General features: G+C 75.3%; 13 protein-coding genes and 2 pseudogenes. 12 read left to right on the top strand and 3 right to left on the bottom strand.

Annotated features, from left to right (window positions below; genetic code table 11):
* The first annotated feature begins 48 nt into the window (after positions 1-48).
* On the top strand, positions 49-1089 hold the full coding sequence (locus tag ACFSJS_RS23150) for a vWA domain-containing protein (protein ID WP_380903513.1): 1041 nt from the start codon (positions 49-51) through the stop codon (positions 1087-1089).
* 1015 nt (positions 1090-2104) lie between these two features.
* On the opposite strand, the pseudogene ACFSJS_RS23145 reads toward ACFSJS_RS23150, so the two are convergent.
* Positions 2105-2598 (bottom strand): annotated as a pseudogene (locus ACFSJS_RS23145) (transposase); the annotation flags it as partial.
* 412 nt (positions 2599-3010) lie between these two features.
* On the opposite strand from ACFSJS_RS23145, the gene ACFSJS_RS23140 reads away from it, so the two are divergent.
* The 9 genes from ACFSJS_RS23140 to ACFSJS_RS23100 are packed head-to-tail and all read left to right on the top strand — an operon-like array spanning position 3011 to position 12911.
* On the top strand, positions 3011-4255 hold the full coding sequence (locus ACFSJS_RS23140; RefSeq protein ID WP_380903509.1) for an inositol-3-phosphate synthase: 1245 nt from the start codon (positions 3011-3013) through the stop codon (positions 4253-4255).
* Positions 4252-5205 carry an HD domain-containing protein gene (locus ACFSJS_RS23135; RefSeq protein ID WP_380903507.1) on the top strand — a complete coding sequence of 318 codons (954 nt, stop codon included), beginning with the start codon at positions 4252-4254 and terminating at the stop codon, positions 5203-5205. Before ACFSJS_RS23140 ends, ACFSJS_RS23135 begins: the two co-directional genes overlap by 4 nt.
* Positions 5202-6395: a class I SAM-dependent methyltransferase gene (locus ACFSJS_RS23130; RefSeq protein ID WP_380903505.1), complete on the top strand. Its 1194-nt coding sequence runs from the start codon at positions 5202-5204 to the stop codon at positions 6393-6395. The genes ACFSJS_RS23135 and ACFSJS_RS23130 overlap by 4 nt, the downstream gene beginning before the upstream one ends.
* The gene (locus ACFSJS_RS23125; RefSeq protein ID WP_380903503.1) at positions 6392-7549 is read left to right on the top strand and encodes a Gfo/Idh/MocA family protein; all 1158 of its coding nucleotides are present in this window, start codon (positions 6392-6394) and stop codon (positions 7547-7549) included. The genes ACFSJS_RS23130 and ACFSJS_RS23125 overlap by 4 nt, the downstream gene beginning before the upstream one ends.
* Positions 7546-8373 (top strand): MBL fold metallo-hydrolase, encoded by an 828-nt coding sequence (locus tag ACFSJS_RS23120; RefSeq protein ID WP_380903501.1) that lies wholly within the window; start codon positions 7546-7548, stop codon positions 8371-8373. The genes ACFSJS_RS23125 and ACFSJS_RS23120 overlap by 4 nt, the downstream gene beginning before the upstream one ends.
* A complete protein-coding gene (locus tag ACFSJS_RS23115; protein ID WP_380903499.1) occupies positions 8370-9845 on the top strand; it encodes a YcaO-like family protein in 1476 nt (491 codons plus the stop codon). Before ACFSJS_RS23120 ends, ACFSJS_RS23115 begins: the two co-directional genes overlap by 4 nt.
* Positions 9842-10780 (top strand): sugar phosphate isomerase/epimerase family protein, encoded by a 939-nt coding sequence (locus ACFSJS_RS23110; protein ID WP_380903497.1) that lies wholly within the window; start codon positions 9842-9844, stop codon positions 10778-10780. Before ACFSJS_RS23115 ends, ACFSJS_RS23110 begins: the two co-directional genes overlap by 4 nt.
* Entirely contained in the window at positions 10777-12057 is a 1281-nt protein-coding gene (locus ACFSJS_RS23105) for a glycosyltransferase family 4 protein (protein WP_380903495.1), read from the top strand. Before ACFSJS_RS23110 ends, ACFSJS_RS23105 begins: the two co-directional genes overlap by 4 nt.
* A 29-nt stretch (positions 12058-12086) precedes the next feature.
* A complete protein-coding gene (locus tag ACFSJS_RS23100) occupies positions 12087-12911 on the top strand; it encodes a PIG-L deacetylase family protein (protein ID WP_380903493.1) in 825 nt (274 codons plus the stop codon).
* Positions 12912-13323: 412 nt separating this feature from the next.
* On the opposite strand, the gene ACFSJS_RS23095 is transcribed toward ACFSJS_RS23100, so the two are convergent.
* Together ACFSJS_RS23095 and ACFSJS_RS23090 are read right to left on the bottom strand one after the other, a co-directional pair.
* Positions 13324-14844, bottom strand: a complete 1521-nt coding sequence (locus tag ACFSJS_RS23095) for a serine/threonine-protein kinase (protein ID WP_380903491.1) — start codon at positions 14842-14844, stop codon at positions 13324-13326.
* A 69-nt stretch (positions 14845-14913) separates the two neighbouring features.
* Positions 14914-15399 (bottom strand): annotated as a pseudogene (locus ACFSJS_RS23090) (transposase); the annotation flags it as partial.
* Between the two features lie 167 nt (positions 15400-15566).
* Here ACFSJS_RS23090 and ACFSJS_RS23085 point away from each other — a divergent pair.
* A complete protein-coding gene (locus ACFSJS_RS23085; RefSeq protein WP_380903489.1) occupies positions 15567-16001 on the top strand; it encodes a helix-turn-helix transcriptional regulator in 435 nt (144 codons plus the stop codon).
* 20 nt (positions 16002-16021) lie between these two features.
* Entirely contained in the window at positions 16022-16432 is a 411-nt protein-coding gene (locus ACFSJS_RS23080; RefSeq protein WP_380903487.1) for a VOC family protein, read from the top strand.
* The last annotated feature ends 47 nt before the right edge of the window (positions 16433-16479 follow it).

Genomic DNA, 16479 nt, shown 5'->3' with positions numbered 1-16479 from the left:
GGGTGAGACGGTAGGAGCATCGAGCCGGAAAGAGGGGGAGCTGCTGCCATGTCCGGAAACCAGAACTACATCAATCACGTCGCTCTCGTACTGGACGCCAGTTCGTCCATGTCGCATCTGAGCCGCAAGGTCGTCGACGTCGCCGACCAGCAGATCGCATACCTCGCCCGCCGGTCGAGGGAGCTGGACCAGGAAACCCGTGTCACGGTGTACGTCTTCGCCGACAAGGTGGAGTGCGTCGTCTACGACAAGGACGTGCTGCGGATGCCGTCGCTGAAGCAGCTGTACCGGGTCGGTGGGATGACGGCCCTGCTGGCGGCCACGCTGAAGTCGCAGCGGGAGCTGGCTCAGACAGCCCAACTGTACGGCGACCACAGCTTCCTGACGTTCGTGCTCACCGACGGCCAGGAGAACGCGAGCCACCGCTGCCCGGACGCCCCCGCCAGGGACCCGCGCAAGCTGGTTCGGGCCGTGGCCGAGATGATCGAGACGCAGAAGGACAACTGGACGCTGGCCGTCCTCGTGCCGGACCAGGTGGGCAAGCGCGAGGCCATGCAGTGCGGTTTCCCGAAGGACAACATCGCCATCTGGGACTCCACGAGCACCCAGGGCCTGGAGGAAGCCGGGCAGGTCATCCGGCAGGCCACCGAGAAGTTCATGGTGGGCCGCGCCCAGGGCATCCGGGGATCGCGAGCGGTGTTCTCCACGGGTGCGGATGCGGTCAACAAGGACACCGTCAAGGCGGCCGGCCTCACCCCGGTGGATTCGTCGGAGTACCAGCTGATCCCGGTGACCCGTGACGCGGCGATCCGGGACTGGGTCGTCGAGTGCGGGCACACCTACCGTACCGGCGGTGCGTTCTACCAGCTGAGCAAGTCGGAGAAGGTCCAGGCGCGGAAGCAGATCGCGGTACTGGAGAAGAAGACGGACCGGGTGTACACGGGGCCCGAGGCCCGCGCCCTGCTCGGGCTGCCGGACGTGGAGGTGCGCGTCAAGCCGGATCACAACGACGACTTCACGATCTTCGTGCAGAGCACCAGCGTGAACCGGAAGCTCGTACCGAACACGCGGCTGCTGCTCATGCTCTGACACCTTGGAGATCCCGCCGGGTCCCGGAGGCTTCGTCCGCCCCGGCACACCGCCGGTGAGGGAGCCGGCGGCTACGGGCGCGGGCCGAGGTCGTCGACGGTGCGGCCGGCGGCGGATCTCGACATCCCGGACAGCGGGGCGAGCCGCCGCAGAGTGGGGCCGGTTCGCCAAGTACGCGGCCGCCGGCAGCACCTGGTCGTCCAACGGCGGCGGCCGCGACCCGGACGGCGAACCGCAGGTGCTCGGCCAGGGGCCGGTGCTCGAAGAGTCGGTTGCCGGAGTCTCGGCCGGCAGTCACCGGACCGAAGGGCTGGAAGCGGGCGAGTGTCTTCGGACCGTTGAAGGACTGGGCGCGAGCCACCCGCCGGCCGGCCGCCGGCCGGACCAGCGCGTCCGAACACGGATCGGCGGCCCTGGCCAGGGGACGTCGGTGCGACGCCTCCAGCGCCAGTGCGTCCGTCGGACCGGCGGCCGCCTCGCTGCCCCGGACGGTCCCGATCACCTTGCGTGGAACGACGGTCGCCACGGCCGAATGCGCGGCGAGCGGCACGACCGGGGCGAGCTCGGGCCTTCGAAGCCGTCGGGCAGCGCCGACAGCAACGTGCCCTCGGTGTGGCGCAGCGGGCGAAGTCGACCGGCGCTGGGGCCACGAACCGGTCGCTGCGACAGCGCCGCATCACCTCGGCCGGCGAGAGCCGGTCCGCCCTGCGCCGGAACACCTCCAGCAGCAGGCGGTCAGATCCGCGCCCGACATCCCGCCGGCCGGCAGTTCCAGCAGTTCCGGGTCGTCGGCCCGTGTCGGAACCTGGCGTAACGCCGGGTTGACCGGGATGTCCTCGGTGAGGTCGTCACGCGCCATGAGCAGGGGGCACCACCGTTCGGACGGCGGCTGGACCAGGAAGCCTCCGGCACGTCGACGGTCGTGCCGCTGCGGGCTCGGGGCGCTCGGCCAGGACGCCGCCTTCGAAGCGCGCGCCTGCGCGGACCCATGGCACGGGGTGGGCGCCGTTGACCGCTCGTCGGCGTCGTCGGTGATCTTCCTGACGGCCCGGGGGAACGTCGCCCCTAGGTCTTCCCGAACGCCGCGACGGCCTTGAGCGCATGTTCACGGTCCTTGGCGTTGCAGATCTCCCGCAGGGCCTTCCCCGCCCCGGGCCGGGCGGATCCCGGAAGCGCGTTCAACGGGGTGGCGGTCCTGTGAACCCAGCGCCTCCGGTGGCGGGCCTCGGCAAACGCCTCGGCCAGGGCCTTCCAGGAGCCCGGCGCGCCGTCGCCGACCGCGAGGACCGGTGCCCGCAGGCCCCGACTCCGGCAGTCCCGCAGCAGGTCGATCCACGGGTCCGCTGACTCACGGCAGCCGTCGGACATGGCGGTCGGCTCCAGGGCGCCATCGGCGCGCACACCCGTCAGCACCAGCACGCACGGCTCCGCCTCGGCCGGACGTACGCGCAGGTGGACGCCGCCGGCCCGGAGACCGGCCGAGGAGCCGAGGAACTCCTCCGGAGCGGGCGAAGGGCCCTCGTGTCCGTGAGAGGGGGCGCCCCGGCGCACGCGGTGACAGGACGCAGCCCGGGAGGCGAGGCGGCGCGCGGACACGCGGTGCCCCGGCCGAGGACCCGAGCCGGCGGATTCACCCGTTCGGCGGCCGCGGCCGACCGGTCGCGTACACGGCGCGGTGGACGCGCGGCGCGCCCGTCGACGGGCAACCACCCTGCGGCAGGAACGAAACCCCCCGGGCCGCGGCGGTTTCCTGCGGATGCGCCGTCTTGCGGCCGTGCCGAATCCTGGGGGCATCGCGACGGTGTGACCGCACCGCCGAGCACATGACAGCTTTCGCGGAGCCGCGAGGGCCGCCGACCGCGTTCCTCCCTGTCGTCAGGGCCCCGGTCCCGGCCGTCGCGCGAGTCGAACGGAGAGAGCGATGAACACACTGACCGGGAAGCGCCCCTCCCGCCGCAGGGGCGGGGACGAGTCGGTGGACCGGCTGGGTGTGGCCGTCGTGGGGCTGGGCGGCGCGGTGGCCACGACCGCCGTGGCCGGCGTGGAACTGCTCAGGCTCGGTGCCTGCGGCCAGGACGGACTTCCCCTGGCGGCCCGTACGGACCTGGTGCCCTACGAGGCGCTGGTGTTCGGCGGCTGGGACGTCTCCGCGGACGACCTGGCCAAGGCCGCCCACCTCCACCAGGTGCTGGAACCGGCCCAGATCGAGGCCGTGGCGCCCCGGCTGCAGCGGTTGCGGCCCTGGCCGGCCATAGCCGATCCGGACTACTGCCGCGGGGTCACCGGCGCCAACGTCGCGCCGTCCGGCAGCCTCCGCGAGCGGACCGACCGGGTACGGGACGACCTGCGGCGCTTCCGGAGCGAGCAGGAGCTGGACGAGGTGGTCGTGGTCAACCTCGCCTCGACCGAGCGGCAACCGGACCCGGCGGCGCCGTCCCTGGCCTCCCCCGAGGCGTTCGAAGCCGCGTTGGACGGCGGGGACGAGGCGATCACCCCCGCCATGCTCTACGCCTATGCGGCCCTGCGGGAGGGCATGGCGTACGTGAACTTCACCCCGAGCGTCGGAGCCGACGTGCCGGCGCTGACGCTGCTGGCCGAGCGGCAGGGCGTGCCCATCGCCGGCAAGGACGGCAAGACCGGGCAGACCCTGGTCAAGACGGTGCTCGCCCCGGCCCTGCGGTCACGGGCCCTGCGGGTGGAGGGCTGGTACTCCACCAACCTGCTGGGCAACCGCGACGGCCGGGCGCTGGAGGACCCCGGCTCGCTGGCCAGCAAGACGGCCACCAAGGAGTCGGTGCTGGACGCGGTGCTCGGCTACCCGGTCGAGGACCACCGGATACGCATCGAGTACTACCGGCCGCGCGGTGATCAGAAGGAGGCGTGGGACAACATCGACCTGGTCGGCTTCCTCGGCCGCCGGATGCAGATGAAGATCGACTTCTTGTGCCGGGACTCCGTCCTGGCCGCCCCGCTGGTGCTGGAGCTGGTCCGGCTGCTGGCGGAGGCGCGGCGCCGCGGGGAGCGCGGAGTGCAGGAGCAGTTCGGATTCTTCTTCAAGGCCCCCATGACCGTCGGCGGGCGTGTCCCGGAGCACGCCCTGCACCGGCAGGAGAGCGCCCTGCTGGAGTGGCTGGACGGCCGGGCGCCGCGGGACGCACGGCCGTGAAGCGGACCGCTCCCCGCCCGGCACGGCAGACCTCCCGCCGGGTACCGCGCGGCGCCCTGCGGGCGGCCGTCCCCCTGCTGCGCGAGATCGGCGACCTCAAGCGGATCCGGACGGCCGACGGCACCGCCTCGATGGCGGAACGCGCCTTCCTCCGGTCGTGGGCGGCGCTGGTCCGGGGCGCCGACCCCGGCCGGGTCGCCGTCCACGAGTGCGCGGCCGCCGTGGTCGGGGCGCGCCTGGCGGGTGTGGACGGCCCGGTGCTGCGGCGGTGCGGGCTGACGGCCCCCGAGGCGGCGGCCGTGCTGGCCCGCTCGCTCGGGCAGCACGCGGGCCGGCTGGATGCGGTGACCCTCGGCCGGCTGGAGGAAGCGCTGCCGCGGCTGGCCGCGGCGGACCTCCGCACCGCCCCGGCGCCGGGGTTCGCGGCGGACCTGTGCGGCCAGCCGCGGGCGGGCGCCACCCGCCCGGGGCGCCCGCGCCTGATGGTGGAGCCGCCCGAGAGCCACGGCGACCACTGCTGGGCCGTCTCCGTCTACGGCGGGCTGCTGGCCGAGGCGTTCGGCGCCGACCCCGCCGACGCCTTCCTGCTCGGCCTGGCCCACCACCTGCACAACGCGGTCCTGCCCGACGCGGGCTTCGCCGGGGAGGAACTGCTGGGCGAGCACCTGCCGGGCATCACCGCGCGGCTGGTCGACCGGCAGCTCGCCGCTCTGCCCGGCCCCCTCGCCTCGCGTCTGGCCGGCCTGCTCGCCCTGCGGGAGGAGGCCGTGCACCCGGCCGCCCGGGCCTTCCACGCCGCCGACGTCCTCGACCGTGTACTGCAGGTCCACCACCACGCGCGGGCCGCCGCCTTCACCGCCGAGCAGGCCCTGGACGACCTGGACCTGGTGCATCCCTGCGCGGTGTCCGGCTTCCACCGGGCCGTCCTGACCGCGGCGGAGGCGACGTGAGGAGCCCGGCGGCGGGGCGCGCGACGGCGGAGGCGGCCGCGACCGGTCTGGTCAGCCCGGTCGGCGGGGCCCCGCTGCGGCCGCACGGACCCGGGCTGCTGTGCGACGGCGAACGGCTCTGGCCCGTCGTGGCGGGCATCCCCTGGTTGCGCGCCGACCGCGAGGAACTGCGCGAGCGTGCCGTGCGCCGCATCGAGGAGGGCGACCCGGCCGGCGCCGCGGTCGTCCTGCTCTCCGACACCGACGACTGGTGGGACGGCCCGGTCCCGCCCCCCGGGGCGCTGCGCGCCGCACTGGGGGCGGCCACCTTGCGCGAGGCGGTGGCGCTGCTGGGCATGGGCCGGGTCGGGGACTACTTCCTGCACCGGTGGAGCGACCCGACCTGGCTGGCGGTGCTCGCCCTGACCGCGCACCACTGCCCCGGCCGCCGGCCGGTGCTGGAACTGGCCTGCGGTGCGGGGCACCTGCTGCGGGAGCTGGCGCTGCGCGGTCACCGGGACCTGACCGGTGTGGACGTGGTCTTCGCCAAGCTGTGGCTCGCCCGGCGGTTCATCGCGCCCGGGGCGCGGCTGGTGTGCGCCGACCTGACCGCCCCGTGGCCGCTGCGCCCGCGCGGGCCGGCCTACGTGGCCTGCCACGACGCGCTGTACTTCCTGCCCCGCAAGCGGGAGGTGGTGGACCGCGCCCTGGAGTACGCCGACGGCGGTGCCGTCGTCCTGGGCCACTGCCACAACGCCCTGGTTCCCGGGCCGGGCGCCGGTCTGCCGCTGGACCCGGCCGGCTGGCGGTCGCTGCTGCCGGGAGCCGTCTGCTACGACGACGCCGACCTGACCCGCGCCCTGCTGGACGGCGAAGCCCCCCGGCCGCGCCCGGTGGAGGACCTGGCGCGCTGCGAGGCCCTCGCTCTGGCCGACGCCCCGCCTCCCCCGCCCGGCCACGGCCTGCTCTCCCCGGCCCGGCCCGTCCCCGGGCGGCCCCTGCGGCCCAACCCCCTCTACCGCGACGGCCTGCTGCGCTGGCCGGGCCCGCGCTGGCGGGACGAGTACGCGCGGGGCGCCGCCGCCTACCTGCCGGGCCGCGTCGACCTCTCCCCCGGCCTGCTCGCAGACGCGCGGGCCGGACGCCTGACACCCGAGGTGGCCGAACTGGCCCGCCGCAGGGTGCTCCTGGACCTGCCGGAGCGGTGGTGAGCGCGCAGCCGCCGGCGGTCGCCGCGGACACGTGCCGGTGGGCGATCGCCGGGTGCGGCTGGGTCGCCCGCGACCACTTCCTGCCCGGACTGCTGGAGGCCGCCCGGGAGCGGCCCGTCACCGCGCTCCCCCGCCTGGTCGCCGTGACCGACACCGACCCGGCCGCCGCCGAGCGGCTGGCCGCCCGGGCGTCCGGTGTCCGGGCCGTTCCCCGCCTGGCGGACCTGCTGGCCGGCCACCGGCCCGACGCGGTGTACGTCGCCACACCCAACCACGCCCACCGTCCCGTGGCCGAGGCCGCCGCGGCGGCGGGAGCGGCGGTGCTGTGCGAGAAGCCGCTCACCGCCGACCTCGCCGGCGCCGAGCGCCTGGTCGCCGCCTGCGAGCGCGCGGGAGTGCTGGCGGCCACCGCCTACGACCAGCGTTTCCACCCGGCCCACCGGGCCGTGCGGGACGTGGTGGCCTCCGGTGGGCTGGGCACGGTCACCGCGGTGCGGATCACGTACTGCTGCTGGCTGCCTCCGGCCTGGTCGCCGGACGGCGCCCCCTGCGACAACTGGCGCACCGACCCGGCGCGAGCCGGCGGCGGGGCCCTGCTCGACCTGGCTCCGCACGGACTCGACCTGGTGGGGGTGCTGCTCGGCGGGGACGACGTGACGCGGCTGGCGGCGCTGGTGCAGCACCGGGTGCACCCCTACCGGGTCGATGACGGCGCGATGCTGGTCGGCCGGACCGGCGGCGGGGTCCTGGTCTGCCTCCACGTGGCCTACAACACCCCCGACGCGCTGCCCCGGCGTCGGCTGGAGGTCGTCGGCACCCGCGGGCTGCTGACCGCGACCGACACCCTCGGGCAGGACGCCGGAGGGACGGTGTGGCTCACCGGCGCGGACACCGCGCGGCGCGTGCCCGTGCCGTTCGACACCGGCGCCTCGCCCTTCGCCGGGCAGGTCCGGGAGTTCTCCGCGGCCGTGGCCGCGGTGCGCGCCGGCGCCGCGCGGGAACGGGTCTGGCCGTGGCCGCTGCGGCGCGACCTGGCCCTGCACAGCCTGCTGCTGGAGGCACTGGCCCGCGCCGACGGGACCGGCCCCGAGGCTCCCGACCCGCCGCCGGCCGCAGACCGGATCCCCTCCATCCCCGAGGAAGGCCGACGATGACCCTGAGCATGTACGCCTGTGCCCACTGCGGCCACTGGCAGCGGTGGTTCGGCGCCCCGCCCGCCTGCCCGGTCTGCAGCGACGTGCGCAACGCGCTGCCCGAGGACGGCTGGAACCTGATGGAGGAGAAGGCGGTCGGCGCCCTCCTCGTCGCCGACTGGTACCACCCGGCCCCGGGTGTCACCGGATTCCGCGCCGTACCCTCCTTCGGCCTGGGATCGACGGGCTGGCTCATCGACGCCGAGGGCGGCAACGTCGCCTGGGAGGGCGCGCCGTACTACCCGCCCGACGCGCTGGCCGAGATCGAGCGGCTCGGCGGCGTCGCCCGGCTGGGCTCCAGCCACGTGCACGGCTACGGCGCCCTGTGGCAGCTCCAGCAGCACTTCGCTCCCCCGGTGGTCGCCGTCGGCACGCGGGACCTGGAGTGGACCAAGGCGTTCCGGGTGACCTGGCCGGTGGACGAGACCCTGGAGCTGGCCCCGGGGCTGACGGTGTACCGCACCGGCGGCCACTTCGACGGCCACTGCGTCCTGCACGACGCGCGCCGGGGGATCCTCTTCTGCGGCGACGCGCTCAAGGTCGACCTGGACGGCACCGTGCCGCGCGCCCTGTCCTGCCACAAGGCGTACCACGCCCGTGTGCCGCTCTCCCACGACGAGGTGCGCCGCTACCGCTCGGTGATCGGGGAGCTGGAGTTCGAGGCGGTCGCCACCCCCTTCGAGTTCGCCGCCCCGGTGACCACCGCGGACGTGGTGCGCCTGTTCGACCACCGGTTGTCCGGACAGCCCACCACGGCCGCCCTCGCGCTGGGAGGCGCGCGGTGAGCGCCGCCGGGACGCACCCGGTGGTGCGGGCCTACCGCGCCGCGCTGGCCCCCGGGGAGCAGGACGACTTCGACATCGGCGCGGCCGACCGGACCGGCTTCCCGGTGGTCTCCGCCGATCACCTCGGCCCGGACGGCGTCCGCAAGGGCGCCTGCGGTTACGGGGCCGATCCGGACGGGGCCCGCGTCGGGGCGTACGGCGAGCTCGTCGAGGAGGTCCTGCTGGCACGGCACCTGGCCCGCACCGAGCGCCGCCGGGCCTCCTACGCGGAGCTGGTGCGCGAGCGCGGCCCGGACGGGGTCGCCGACCCGGTCTCCCTCGTCCTGCCGGCCGGCGCGGACTACACCCCCGAACGGCCCCTGGAGTGGGTGCCCGCGCGCCGTCACCGCACCGGTGAGGAGGTGCTGGTGCCCGCCGAGTTCGCCGCCTCCTGCGGCGGCGACCTGCCCGGGGGTCCCCCGCCGGGCGGCTGGCTGACCACGCCGGTCACCAACGGGCTGGGCGCCGGCGACACCTTCGAGCGGGCCCTGGCCCACGCCCTGCTGGAGATCCTCCAGCGCGACGGCAACGCCACCGCCCACCGCGCGATGGACGAGGGGGTGGTGATCGAACCGGACGAGGTGAGCGACCCGGTCACCGTCTCGGTGCTGGGGCGGCTGCGGGAGCTGGGCATCCGGGTGCTGCCCAAGCTGGCCTCCACCCAGTTCGGGATGGCCGACGTCCACGTCGTCGGTGCCGACGCCGACCCCGAGGCCCCGCCGCTGGCGCTGACCGCCTGCGGGGAGGCCGCCCACCCCGACCGGGAGACGGCGCTGCGCAAGGCGGTGCTGGAGTACGTCTCCTCCCGGGCCCGGAAGCTCTTCTTCCACGGGCCGCTGGAGACCGTCGCGAGGATCGCCCCGCCCGGCTACCTGGAGCGCGAGCTGTCCTCGCCCCCGGCGGAGCAGGAGCCGCGGGCCCTGCGGGCCATGGCTGCCTGGACCGCCCTGGACCGCCCGCGCCTGCTGGCGCTGCTGGAGCCCACCGTGCTCGCGCAGCGCTCCGCCGTCCCCTTCTCCGGCCTGCCGACCGTGCCGCCCGGTTCCCTGGACGACCCCGCCGCCCTCCTGGACGACCTGCTGCGGCGGCTCGCGGACTTCGACGTACTGGTGATCGAGACGGGCGGGCCGGGCGCGTACGGGGTCAAGGCGCTCGTCCCCGGAATGGAGGTGGAGACCATGTCCTACGCGCGGATCGGGGAACGCGGGGTGCGGCGGCTGGTGGAGCGCGGGAGCCCCCTGGCCGGGGTGGGCCCCCTCCCCCGGGCCGGGGCGCGGCCGGTCCACCTCACGTCCGGCGCCCGCGAGCGGCTGGGCGGGCCCGCCTGGTTCGACGCCGGGGCCGCGCGGGAGGCGGTGGGAGCGCTGTACCCGCTCTACCGTGAACCGGACCGCCACGCGGTGGTCCGCGCCGCCGCGGGAGGCCCCCGGTGAGCGCCCCGGCAGGCGGCGGCCTGCGCTACGCCTACAACACCAACGGCATGACCTCGCACCGCCTGCCGGACGCGCTGTCCCTGCTGGCGGACACCGGGTACGACGGCGTCGCCCTCACCGTGGACGTCGCCCACCACGACCCCTTCGCACCGCGCCTGGCGGCCCGCACCGCCGCACTGGCCCGCCGCCTGGACCGCCTGGGGCTGGGCAGCACGGTGGAGACCGGGGCGCGGTTCCTCCTCGATCCGCGGCGCAAGCACGAACCGACCCTGGTCACCCCCGATCCGGCCGGCCGGGCCCGCCGGCTGGCGTTCCTGCGGCTGTGCGTGGACATCGCCGCCGATCTGGGCAGCGAGGCGGTCTCCTTCTGGGCGGGGGTGCCGGCCCCCGGCACGGACGCCTCTCCCGGCGGAGCGGCCTGGAAGCACCTGGTGGACGGAGTGCGTGCCGTCGTGTCGTACGCGGCCGAGCGGGGCGTCGTGGCGGCCTTCGAGCCCGAGCCGGGCATGCTCGTGGAGGACTGCGCCGGCTGGTCCCGCCTGGCCGCTCTCGTCCCCGGCCTGCGGCTGGCGCTGGACACCGGCCACTGCCTGGTGACCGGCGGTGTGGCGCCGCACCAGGCGGTGCTGCGCCACGCCGGGGACCTGGGGGCGGTGGCCGTGGAGGACATGCCCCGCGGCCGGCACGAGCACCGCGCCCCCGGTGAGGGCGACATGGACCTGCCCGCGGTGCTCGGGGCGCTGCGCACCGTGCGGTACGGCGGGTTGGTGAGCCTGGAGTTGTCCCGCGACGCGCACCGCGCCGACGTCCTGGTCCCCGGGGCGCTGCGGGCGCTGCGGCACGCCGAGGAGCACGCCGGGAGGGCCGCAGCCGGCGGGGCACCGGGCGCCCCCGCCGCGCACGGCGCCGCCGGCACCCCGGAGGGAGCCCGATGAGGATCTGCTTCGTCTCGCGGCGCTACTGGCCGGCCGTGTCGGGGATGAGCGCCTACGCGGAGAACCTGCTGCGGGCCCTGGCGGCCGCGGGCCACGAGGTCACCCTGGTGTCCCAGTACCGCGGCGACCGGCGGGGCCGCGCCGTCTACGGCGGCGGGCCTCCCCCGCCCGAGCGGGTCCCCCGGGGGGTGCGCCTGGTGGCGCTGGAGTCCCTGGGCGAGCAGGCCGTCGCCGACGGGCGGCCCGCGGACTTCGAAGCCGACGTCGCCGCGCTGTGCGACACGGTCGCCGGCTTGCACGCGCGCGCGCCGCTGGACGTGCTCCACGCCCAGTACGGGTACCCGCCGGGGCTGGCCGCGCTGGAGGCCTCGGACCGGCTGGGCGTTCCGGCCGTGGTGTCCATCCAGGGCGGCGACGGGCACTGGGTCGGCACCTGCTGCGCCACGCACCGCGCGGCGATCCGGCGGGTCCTGCGGGACGCCCCCGCCCTGCTGATCGGCTCGGCCTCCTTCGCGGCCGAGGTCGCCGCCCGCCACCGGGTGCCGGTGGAGCGCTTCACGGTGGTTCCCGGGGCCACCGACACCGAGCTGTTCCGGCCCCGGCCCGGCAGGCGGCCGGGGGCGGTCGGCAATCCGCCGACGCTCCTCTACCACGGCCGGATCGACGCCCGCAAAGGCGTGCTGGACCTGCTGGAGGCGGTGCGGCTGCTCCTGGCCGACGGCAGGCGGCTGCGGCTGCTGGTCTCCGGCACCGGCCCCGATCTGGACCGGTTGACCCGCCGGGCGCGCCGGGCGGACCTGGCCGGCACGGTGGAGGTGCTGGGCCCCACCGGCTACCACGACGCTCCCGCCGTCTACCGGCGGGGGGACGTCTTCGTCAGCCCCACCTGGGCCGAGGGGTTCTCCAACACCATCCTGGAGGCGATGGCCTGCGGGCTTCCGGTGGTCTCCACCGGCGTGGTGGGGGTGGTGGACTGCGTGCGGGACGGCGTCAACGGCCTGCTGGCGCCGCCGCGCGATCCCGGCGCGCTGGCCGCGGCGGTCGGGCGGATGCTCGACGACGCGTCGCTGCGGCGCCGCCTCGTGCGGACGGCACTGGACCAGGTGCGGTCCCGGTGGTCGTGGCCGGTGGCCGCCGGGCGCATCGGCGCCGTCTACGAGGAGGTGCGCGCCACGTGGCCTGCCGGGGGCGGGCCCGGGAGGGCCCCGGGCGGCAGAAGCGCCGACCTCGTCGTGGACCCGGCCTGCCGGTTCCGCCGCGACCCGCACCTGCTGTGACCGCGCGGCCGCCGGGCACCCGTACGGCCGTGGCCGTCAGCCCGCACCTGGACGACGCGGTCTTCTCCGCCGGGGGCGTCCTGGCCGTCCTGGCACGGGCGGGCTGGTCGGTCCGGGTCGTCACCTGCTTCACGGCCTCGGTCGACGACCCGTGCCCCTTCGCGCTCTCCACCCAGCTCGACAAGGGGCTGCCTCCGGAGGCCGACTACATGGCCCTGCGCCGCGCGGAGGACACCGCCGCCCAGCGGGTGCTGGGCACGCTGCCCCCGGTGCACCTGCCGCTGCCCGAGGCGCCGCACCGCGGGTACGGCAGCGCGCCGGAGCTCTTCACCCCTCCCCGAGCCGGCGACACGGTCGGTGCGGAGCTGGAATCGCTGATCCGCCCGCACCTGGCGCCGGCGGACCTCGTTCTCGCCCCGCAGGGGATCGGCGGCCACGTCGACCACCTGATCACGGCCCGGGCAGTTGCCGCCGCCGCCCCGCCCTCGCGCACCTGCTGGTGGCGCGACGTCCCCTACCTGGCCCGCGCGCCGCACGCCGCGGGCGGCCCTCCCTCCGGCCGTCCGGTGGAAGCGTCCGAGGTGACGGTGGACATCGGGACCGTCCTGGCGCGCAAGATCGCCGCGGCCGCGTGCTACACCACCCAGGTGGGGTTCCAGTTCGGCGGTACCGAGCGGGTCGGTGAGGTGCTGTCCGCCGTGGCCCGGAGCGAGGCTTGCCGCACCGGCGGCCGGTGCGGCCACGGTGAGGCGCTGAGGGCCGGAGACCGGGCCCGGCGCCTTCTGGAAGCCCTGCCGCCGGGGCCGGCCGGGGCGTCCGGCGACGGGGTCGAGGGACTGGGAGCTCGGTCGTGATGACGTGCAGCGCGGTGCCCTTGCCGTCGTGGATCGGCCGGCGCCTGCTGCCCGTCCTCCACCGGTCGACCGGCGGCGGACCGGTCGCGGCTCCCCCTTTCGCACGCACGTGGGGGCCGTCCCCGCACGCGCGGGTCGTCCGCGGCGCGCGCCCCGGAGCCGGCCTCCGGGCCGTCCACCGTGCGGCCCTGCTCCACCGGGGTCGCCGCGTTGCCGACGAGGGCGTCCAGGCCGCCGAAGTGTGCGACCACGTCGTCGATCGGTTCCGGTGCCCGGCCCGCGTCCGCCTGGTCGAACCGGGAGCTGTCCGGCCGGTCGTGTAGCTGCCGGGCAACTCACGCAGACCGGTCCTCCTCCCGTGCCGGCAACGTTGTGACCGTCGCTTTCCGGTCAAGTGACCGGCCCGGCTGGTTCAATCCGTCCGGAACGGCTTCAGGGACGGCCAGTCGGTGAGGGGGCGCGGCTCTTGGAGGCGGCCCTTGCCGGAGCGGTCGCCGGCGATGTGGACGAGCAGGTACTGGTCGCCGGAGAAGACCCAGAAGCGGTGGTCGTCACCGGGAACCGGCAGGACGGCGTCGATCCTGTTCGTGAAGCGGTCCAGTCCGCCGAACGTCCTGCGCCACTGCGCGATCGGGGCAGGCCCGCTCACCCGCCGCGCCGACGCCGGATCCGCACCCGTCTCGACGACCATGTACTCGCTGCCGGAGAACACCCAGAACCTGCCCCGCACACCCGGAACCGGCACCACCGCGTCCACACGCGAGCCTGCGTGGGCACCGGTGGACGTCTGCCCGGTCTGGTGGGACGAACCAGAACCGGGGTCGTCTCCGGCGACGTGTGCGGTCACGCCCGCTCCGGTGAGGAGCACCACCACGGCGATCGCCCCCGTGATCGCCGCGCGGCGCCGGTTCGCCCCTGCGGCCGACGTGCGGCGCCGGTTCGCGCGTGTCGGCGGCACCGGCTGCCGCAGTGTCGCCTGCACCGTTCGGGGAGCTCCGTCGGCAATCGATCGCAGCGCGTCCGCGAGCTGTGCGCCGGACGGGCGCTTGGCCGGGTCCTTGTCCAGCAACTGCTCGATGACGTCGCCCAGCGGGCCCCGGACGTGGACGGAGGGCGGTTCGAAGGCGACGGCGAACGAGGTGGCCGCGAGGTCCCCGCGGGCGAAGGGGGTCTGACCGGAGGCGAGGAAACACAGGGTGGCGCCGAGGGAGAACAGATCGCTGGCTGGTCCGGCGGGCTGATCGCGCAGGCGCTCCGGGGCCATGTACTCGGCCGAGCCGACCACGCCCCCCGTGCCCGTGAGACCTGTGTGACCGGACAGGGCGGCGATACCGAAGTCGGTGAGCACGCTGCTGCCGTCCGCGCGCAGAAGCACGTTGGCCGGTTTCACGTCGCGGTGCAGCGCACCGGCCGCGTGGACCGCCTCCAACGCGGACAGGATCTCCAGGCCGACGCGGGCGGTCTCCACCGGTGACAGGGGCCCGCTCACTCGCACGCGCTCGCTCAGCGAGCCACCCGGCACCAGTTCCATGACGTTCCAGAGACCGCCGTCGAACTCCACCAGATCGTAGATGTCGATGACATGCGCGTGCGTCACCCGGGCGATCGCCCGCGCTTCCGACAGCACACGCCTCATCGCCGCCTGCTGCTCGTACCCGCCGCCAACGGCATGAAGTTCCTTGACGGCCACCGTCCGCTGCAACAGATGGTCCCAGGCACGCCACACCGTGCCCATACCGCCGCTGCCCAGTCGGTCGGCGAGCACGTACCTGTCGGCGACGACTCGCCCGCCCGCACTTTCGATCACGACGAGACAATGTACATGCCGGCCTCCAGGACGATCGGGGTGATCACGTGCGGAGCCGGAGACGAGAGCTGCTGCGGTGACGGTGCCCAGGCAGACGGAGCAGCGCTTGCCGCGGCGAGTGGCCACCGCCCGGTGTCGCTCCGGTCGGTTGGTGGCCCGCTCGGCGGGCGGTGTTGCGTTTTTGTACCGCTCTTCGCCGAAGCCCGGTAGCCGTCCGCCGCGTGAGTCCTTGCGCAGGCGGGCGGTCTGGCTGCCGGTCTTCCCCGGGATCGTGTGCCGGATGCCCCGACGCCGCGGGTGCTCACGGCAGGGCCCGTTGCTGCATGCCCTGTCAGCGGCGACGCTGTCGGGCCTTCTGCGGGACCTGCCCGGTCCGGGTCTCGGGACGCGGACCTTCTCCAGCACCGGCTTGAACCGGGTGCGGTCAGCCCGCTGACCCGGGGTGACGATCAGGGGCAGCGGCCGGCAGCGACCGTCCGGGCTCAGGTGGGCGTGCAGTCTCTGCCACGGCGTTTCGTCCTGGTGTTCCGGCCCCTCGGCCCCCTGTGAAGCGGGCGCCGGCGGTGGGCCGGTGCGGGCACCCGCCGCACGCTGGCGCGCCCGCACGACGGCGGAGTCGACCGAGACGTCCCGGTCGGTCCCGCCTGCGGCGCCGGCCGCGGCCCGAACCTGCCGGAGCAGACGCTGCCACGTTCCGTCGGCCGGCCACAGCCGGCGGCGTTCGTGGACCGTCCTCCACGGCCGGAGCCGGTGTGGGTGGAAGCGGCGTCGGCGCCCTGCTCGGCCGGCGGCCGTACGGTCGCGGCTCCCCGCCCGCGTGACGGGTACGACGTGGAACGATGGTGCGTATGAACCTTGGACGTGGGGAGGCGCAACGTCTGCGCGGCATCGCCGTGATACGTCGTGTCCGTGACCGGATCGACCGTGAGTACGCCAAGCCGCTGAACGTCGAGGCCCTGGCCCGCGGGGTGCACATGTCGGCCGGGCACCTGAGCCGGGAGTTCCGCCGCATCTACGGTGAGTCCCCGTACTCGTACCTGATGACCCGGCGGGTCGAGCGGGCGATGATGCTGCTGCGCCGCGGGGACCTCAGCGTCACCGAGGTCTGCTTCACGGTGGGCTTCTCCTCGTTGGGCACGTTCAGCACGAGGTTCACCGAACTGGTCGGCGTACCGCCGAGCGTCTACCGCCGCGACCACTCCCGGGCCGGGGCGGGGATCCCGCCGTGCCTGGCCAAACAGGTGACCAGACCGGTCAGGAATCAAGAAGCCCGCCCCCGGTGACCCCGCCTAGCGTGACGGGCATGAACACCACCATCCACCACGCCTTCCTCCCGTGCACCGATCCCGAAGCCGCTCTGGGCTTCTACCGCGACATCCTGGGCTTCGAGGTCCGCAACGACGTCGGTTACGGGGACATGCGCTGGATCACCGTCGGGCCGGCCGGCCGGCCCGGCACCTCCATCGTGCTGCACCCGCCCGCCTGCGACCCGGGCGTCACCGACGAGGAGCGCCGCGTCATCCTGGAGCTCATCGCCAAGGGCACCTACACCACCATCACGCTGGCCACCGACGACCTCGACGGGCTCTTCGACCGCCTCCAGGCCGCAGGCGCCGACGTCGTCCAAGAACCCGTCGACCAGGATTACGGGGTCCGCGACTGCGCCTTCCGCGACCCCACCGGCAACCTCGTCCGCATCAATCAGCTCACCTGAGGGAGCCGGTCCGCGGGTCCCGCCACCGGGGCTGCCGACTCCCGGCA

Source organism: Streptomyces desertarenae, from assembly GCF_042681365.1.
Taxonomy (GTDB): domain Bacteria; phylum Actinomycetota; class Actinomycetes; order Streptomycetales; family Streptomycetaceae; genus Streptomyces; species Streptomyces desertarenae.
This window is presented reverse-complemented; position numbering and strand designations above follow the sequence as displayed.